We start from the raw sequence: 5,720 nt of genomic DNA on the forward strand, positions 1-5,720 counted from the left end.
AGATTTTTTCAGACAGTAAAAATAGAGTTAATTATTCAGGAGTATCACCTAAGTTTTACTATTAGCGGACATCAATTCTAGCTAAAGTTGCGCCTTGGTAATAGTACAATAAAATCTGGTGATAATTATATCCATTCCGAGCTAAATTATAAGCACCCCATTGACTCATTCCCACAGCATGACCAAAACCTTTTCCAGTAATTTGGAAACTAGAGGGAATTTGTTGACCTTCAGTTTTCTTAGCACTAACTATAAATCTGGTACTTTTTAATCCTAGAGCTGCTGTAATGTCTGTACCTTCAAGAGTTTTAACCCCTGCATCTCCTAAAACTTTAATAGTAATAACACTACCGTGGGGAGTAGTTGTCTGGGGTGTCATAGAGATAATATTTCCAACTCCTGAGATTCGCTGCTTTAGTTCTGCTTGAGAAAATGATTCAGTCCATTCATAAACTGGGGCATCTTGGTCAAAGTCAGGAACAGCACGGAGGTAGGGTAATGGGTTTGACCAAACATCTTCTACATTTTCTGTGTGTCCTCCAGAAGATGAATGGAATAGAGCTAAAATAATTTGACCATTGTAAGTAAGCACTTGACCTTGAGTGGCATCAACAGCAGCGTAAGTTCCTGGAGATTCTGTTTTAATTCCTTGATAAACTTGCCAGAATTGGTCATTGCCTAGGTCATAGAAATTGTTAGTATTTTCTTGACGCTTATTCAGAGCGTAGGAACGGGCAGCCACTGCCTGAGCTTTTAAGGCTTCTTGTGGCCAGTTGCCGTTCATTTCTGCTCCAATGACACTATAGAGATATTCTTCAAAGTTGACATAGTTAATAGCAGTTATACCTCCCTTATGAGGAATAAGGTGGGTGCGGCCTCGATACCAGCGATCGCCTATCCACACATAACCTTCTCCTTTGGGTTCGATCCACATTTGACCGGAGACCCAGTTGGCCAAAGCTACTTTTCCTGATTGGAGTTCTGCTGCAAAACCTTTAGTTGGTTTGAGTTCGCCAATTGCTCTACCTGCACCATCTCTAACTACTGCGTTTGTGGAACTTCCTACTTTAACTTCTTTAACTCCTTCTTGAATGGCAATTCGCAAGACTAGAGAGGCTTGGGCAGGGGCAATCATTAGTATCCATGTTAGAATAGATATCCACCAATAGCGTTTTAATGGTTTAGTAGTATTACTAATAAAAGAAATAAACAGTAATCCAGAACTCATATTTGTTTGATTTTTTAATTTTATATTCGTTAAAATAAAGAAAATAATCACACTGTAAATATACTTATCATATTTTTTTAGTTTATTGAGGAAGTTTTAGGTTTTGCAGATAACTTTTCTAGGAACCAGTTCTGGTGTACCAACGCGATCGCGTAATGTTTCAAGTATTGCTTTACGTCTGCCTCAACGGGCTGAATTATGGTTGTTTGATTGTGGAGAAGGAACTCAACATCAGTTTCTCCGTAGTGAACTTAAGGTCAGTCAACTCAGTCGTATTTTTATTACCCATATGCACGGAGACCATGTTTTTGGTTTGATGGGTTTGTTGGCTAGTTGTGGTTTGGGGGGAAATGTTAAAAGTATTGATTTGTATGGTCCACCTGCCTTAGAGGATTATCTCCAAGCTGGTCTTCGATATTCTCAAACTCGTTTAGCTTATCCAATGAAAGTTTATCAGAGTAGACCAGGGGTGATTTATGAGGATGATGAGTATGTTGTTAGTTGTGGTTATTTGAAGCATCGGGTTACTGCTTTTGGTTATCGGGTAACAGAAAAGGATAGACCAGGGCATTTTAATGTGGAAAAGGCAAAGGCTTTAGGGATTCCTCCAGGCCCGATATATGGGAAGTTGAAACAGGGAGAGTGGGTTACTTTGTCTGATGGACGGAAAATTAATGGGGCTGATTTGTGTGGGGCACCCCAAATAGGTCGGAAGTTTGTTTATTGTACTGATACTGTGTTTTGTGATGGGGCTGTAGAATTGGCGGAGGGTGCAGATTTACTTATTCACGAAGCTACTTTTTCTCATCAGGATGCTGAAATGGCTTTTCAAAGATTGCATTCTACTTCGACGATGGCNTGTCTGATGGACGGAAAATTAATGGGGCTGATTTGTGTGGGGCACCCCAAATAGGTCGGAAGTTTGTTTATTGTACTGATACTGTGTTTTGTGATGGGGCTGTAGAATTGGCGGAGGGTGCAGATTTACTTATTCACGAAGCTACTTTTTCTCATCAGGATGCTGAAATGGCTTTTCAAAGATTGCATTCTACTTCGACGATGGCAGCACAGGTAGCCTTGGCAGCAGATGTTAAGCATTTGATGATGACTCATTTTAGTCCTAGATATGCTCCTGGAAATCAGATTTTGTTGGATGATTTGCTAAAGGAGGCGCGGGCTATTTTTCCTAATACTGATATGGCTTATGATTTTCTAAGTTATGAGATTCCTAGAGTATTGACATCTTCTCCGGTGTGTTAGGACAAATTATTCCATAATTAATAATTGGTGGTAGTGCATAGTAATGGTAGAGGGAGTGTGGGGAGTGTGGGGAGTGTGGGAGCGTGATAAGAAATTAAAAAATATATATCTTCACATAAAATGCAGGACTCCCCAATAATTAATAATTAGCAATTAATTAGCAATTAATTAGCAATTAATAATTACCGAAATATTCTGGTTTAAAGCCTCCCCTTTTAAGGGGATAATAAATAAAAATTTTCCTGTTTGTCAATCCTATCCGTTTTCAAGGAGAGGTAATTCGCGCATTCTAAATTCTAAATTCTTAATTCTTGAACTATTCTTAAAGTGCGACTCGTTCCTGTAGGGAGCCTCTAGAAACTAGAGGGGTATGAACAGGGTTCAACGAGGCCACAGCGGAAGAGCCTGCAATAAGTGAGGTAACCAAAGAAGAGCCTGTTGGATAACTGAGTTACGGATGTGAGTGAAAGTCTCACCCGCTAAGGGAAAGCGGACTCCCGACCAGGCCACACCGAGCTAGAACTTTTCCACGCTTCAGAGTGAAGCTGGCATCAGGCCCCAATCAGAGCTAAGAGTGATAGGCACACTGGGGGTAATGGGGAGACGGCATGGGTACCGGGGCGGAATGTCCTGAAAAAGCGTCTTAATAGTCGGCAAGGAGTCACTCAAAACCTCCTGACCGGACACGATTATCCCCGCGTCAAGTTTTAAGGTTAGACGCATCCCTGGGGATCGTGTAGGCGAATTGGACAGCCCTAAACCGTCAAAACAATCTGTAACTCGGAACGAGGAAAAACGGCANTAGACGCATCCCTGGGGATCGTGTAGGCGAATTGGACAGCCCTAAACCGTCAAAACAATCTGTAACTCGGAACGAGGAAAAACGGCAAGTAAGTCTGGTCATGCAGGTCTTGTGGCCAGTAGGAGGGAAGCTCGGAAATCTTGCTTGACGGGTAGGATGGGGGAACACTCATTACCCCCGGCAATCGAGAAACCTCAAAGAAAGGGTGATGATACTTAGACACCTAAAGTGAAGTTGCCGAAGCCCATGCGTACAGGGTAAAAACCTCTAGCCTAAAATTGCCTAGGCGAAAGTCGAATGCTAGACGACACAGAGGTAAATACCCCCAAGGCGGTAGGCTAAAGGCACTCCCTGACTGAGACGGTGGAAGATTAGGATAATCTAAACCTTGACCCGGTGAGTGCCCTAATCANCCTCTAGCCTAAAATTGCCTAGGCGAAAGTCGAATGCTAGACGACACAGAGGTAAATACCCCCAAGGCGGTAGGCTAAAGGCACTCCCTGACTGAGACGGTGGAAGATTAGGATAATCTAAACCTTGACCCGGTGAGTGCCCTAATCAATGGGTTTTGTCTCTAACTGAGATGTTACCACAGTAGCACGGAGCCGTGTGCGGTGAAAGTCGCACGCACGGTTCTGAAGTAGAGGTGCGGAGGGTAATACCTCCCATCGACTATAACAATAAGAGGCTTGATTCAGAGGAATTTTTTTCTTTTTTTATCCTTGAAAGGAGAGGCTTTATACCTTAATTTTTGGGTAATACCGTTTTACAGAAGTCAAAAGTAAGATTTTATCGGCTTAAGACCTTAACTATAAATTAATTTGAGGAAATTATTTCACATTTTAAAGTTTGAAACTATTTCTCACATCTTTAAAGTAAATTGGTCAGAAATTACGCAGAGGTACTATATATAGAGTGAAAAAACTATAACGTTATAGTTTTGAACGCTATATACATGGTATTTGCGTAAGTCCTATTAATCTGAATAACTGGTAACCTGAAAGCTAATTTATTTTTGAAGCGTAAGCATTTCCTGCGGAATGCTGCGAAATAGGTATTAGCTGTTAGCTCTGAGCAATAAAAATGAATGAAGTAAGTATTTCGTTTAACTTCTACTACATTTTAACTAATTCTTGGAAATCTCTCAATTGCTTTTTCCTCGTTTAAAGATAAAACTGATAGCTGACTGCTTTTGAGGCAGACGGAATTTGTGATTATTGAGACATCTCCAGAAAAGAAATAACAGGACTTAAATAATGGCAAATAACTAGCTTCATCCAGCAAAATTTACCAAAAAAATCCTTCCTTATACCTTTTTCCTAAAAATATCTAAAAATCTATATTCCTGTTGCCTGTTGCTTATTGCCTATTGCCTTTAAGAAAAAAAAGCCTATTCTTTTCAGAGATATCTATAAGATAGCAATCCTCCGCATATTCGTGGTAAAAATCTTACTGCTTTTTAGACAACAAGCAACAGGCAAAAGGCAACAGGTAAGACTTTCAACTTTTTTATTTACTTTTTAATTTATCACAACCTATTTAAGATTGCTATATAGCGTTTTTCAAGCTTATGAGGTAAACAAGCTCTTTAATTTCTTTTCTATTCCTTATCTCCCTGTTCCCTGTTCCCTGTTCCCTAAAAACTAGAATTTTGTACCTCACGCTTCTTGGGAATTGCTATATACTTGATTATGATGTTCTAATAATAATCTCTTCTACACCCAAATTTCTTAACTTATTTTCAAGTTGAGAAACAACATTTTTTAAATTGATATATATCAATAAATATTCATTTTCTGTCAATCTACATATTAACGAACATTTACAAGCAAATGATAATATATCTTTTGGTAGATCGTCAAATTCAAACAGCTTTTGCAGAATTAATTTACCACCAAAACCAGGCAAATAATTTTGTAATTTAACCCATGAATCATGAGCCATGTACTTGNCTACATATTAACGAACATTTACAAGCAAATGATAATATATCTTTTGGTAGATCGTCAAATTCAAACAGCTTTTGCAGAATTAATTTACCACCAAAACCAGGCAAATAATTTTGTAATTTAACCCATGAATCATGAGCCATGTACTTGCTATTAAAAGTAGGTATAAAGCTGTATATTCGTGGAAGTTGATTGACTGATTTTCTCACATCAGTATGTTTTAACATATAATTATTTTCTGGTTTAGTTAAATCTAAGACGAAAGCTTCAGCATTTCCTAAATAATTTTCTGGTATGCCAACGTTTCTATATCTTAGATTGCAAGGAAAAATAAATCGTTTAATAGGAACAACTGATAAAAATTCAAATAAAGCATCGTTTGTACTATAGGCAATTTCTTCGTTTGAAAGATTTTTATTTCTCCTCTTAATTAAGTCTAACTTTTCTTTGGTTAAGATACATTCAAGATAACTCCAATCAT

Annotated in this window: 2 protein-coding genes and 1 pseudogene; 2 read left to right on the top strand and 1 reads right to left on the bottom strand. The window is 38.7% G+C overall.

Annotation, left to right across the window (positions count from 1 at the left end):
* Nucleotides 1–61: 61 nt before the first annotated feature.
* Nucleotides 62–1,228: a SpoIID/LytB domain-containing protein gene (locus AFK68_RS13480; protein WP_094673255.1), complete on the bottom strand. Its 1,167-nt coding sequence runs from the start codon at nt 1,226–1,228 to the stop codon at nt 62–64.
* Between the two features lie 103 nt (nt 1,229–1,331).
* Between AFK68_RS13480 and rnz the strand changes: the two genes are divergently transcribed.
* On the top strand, nt 1,332–2,086 hold a 755-nt coding region (gene rnz / locus AFK68_RS45075), incomplete at its 3' end, for a ribonuclease Z (RefSeq protein WP_094673257.1).
* A gap of 1 nt (nt 2,087) precedes the next feature.
* A pseudogene (locus tag AFK68_RS13490) lies at nt 2,088–2,488 on the top strand (MBL fold metallo-hydrolase); the annotation flags it as partial.
* Between the last annotated feature and the right edge of the window lie 3,232 nt (nt 2,489–5,720).

This window comes from Hydrocoleum sp. CS-953 (assembly GCF_002260545.1).
Lineage (GTDB): Bacteria > Cyanobacteriota > Cyanobacteriia > Cyanobacteriales > Microcoleaceae > Trichodesmium.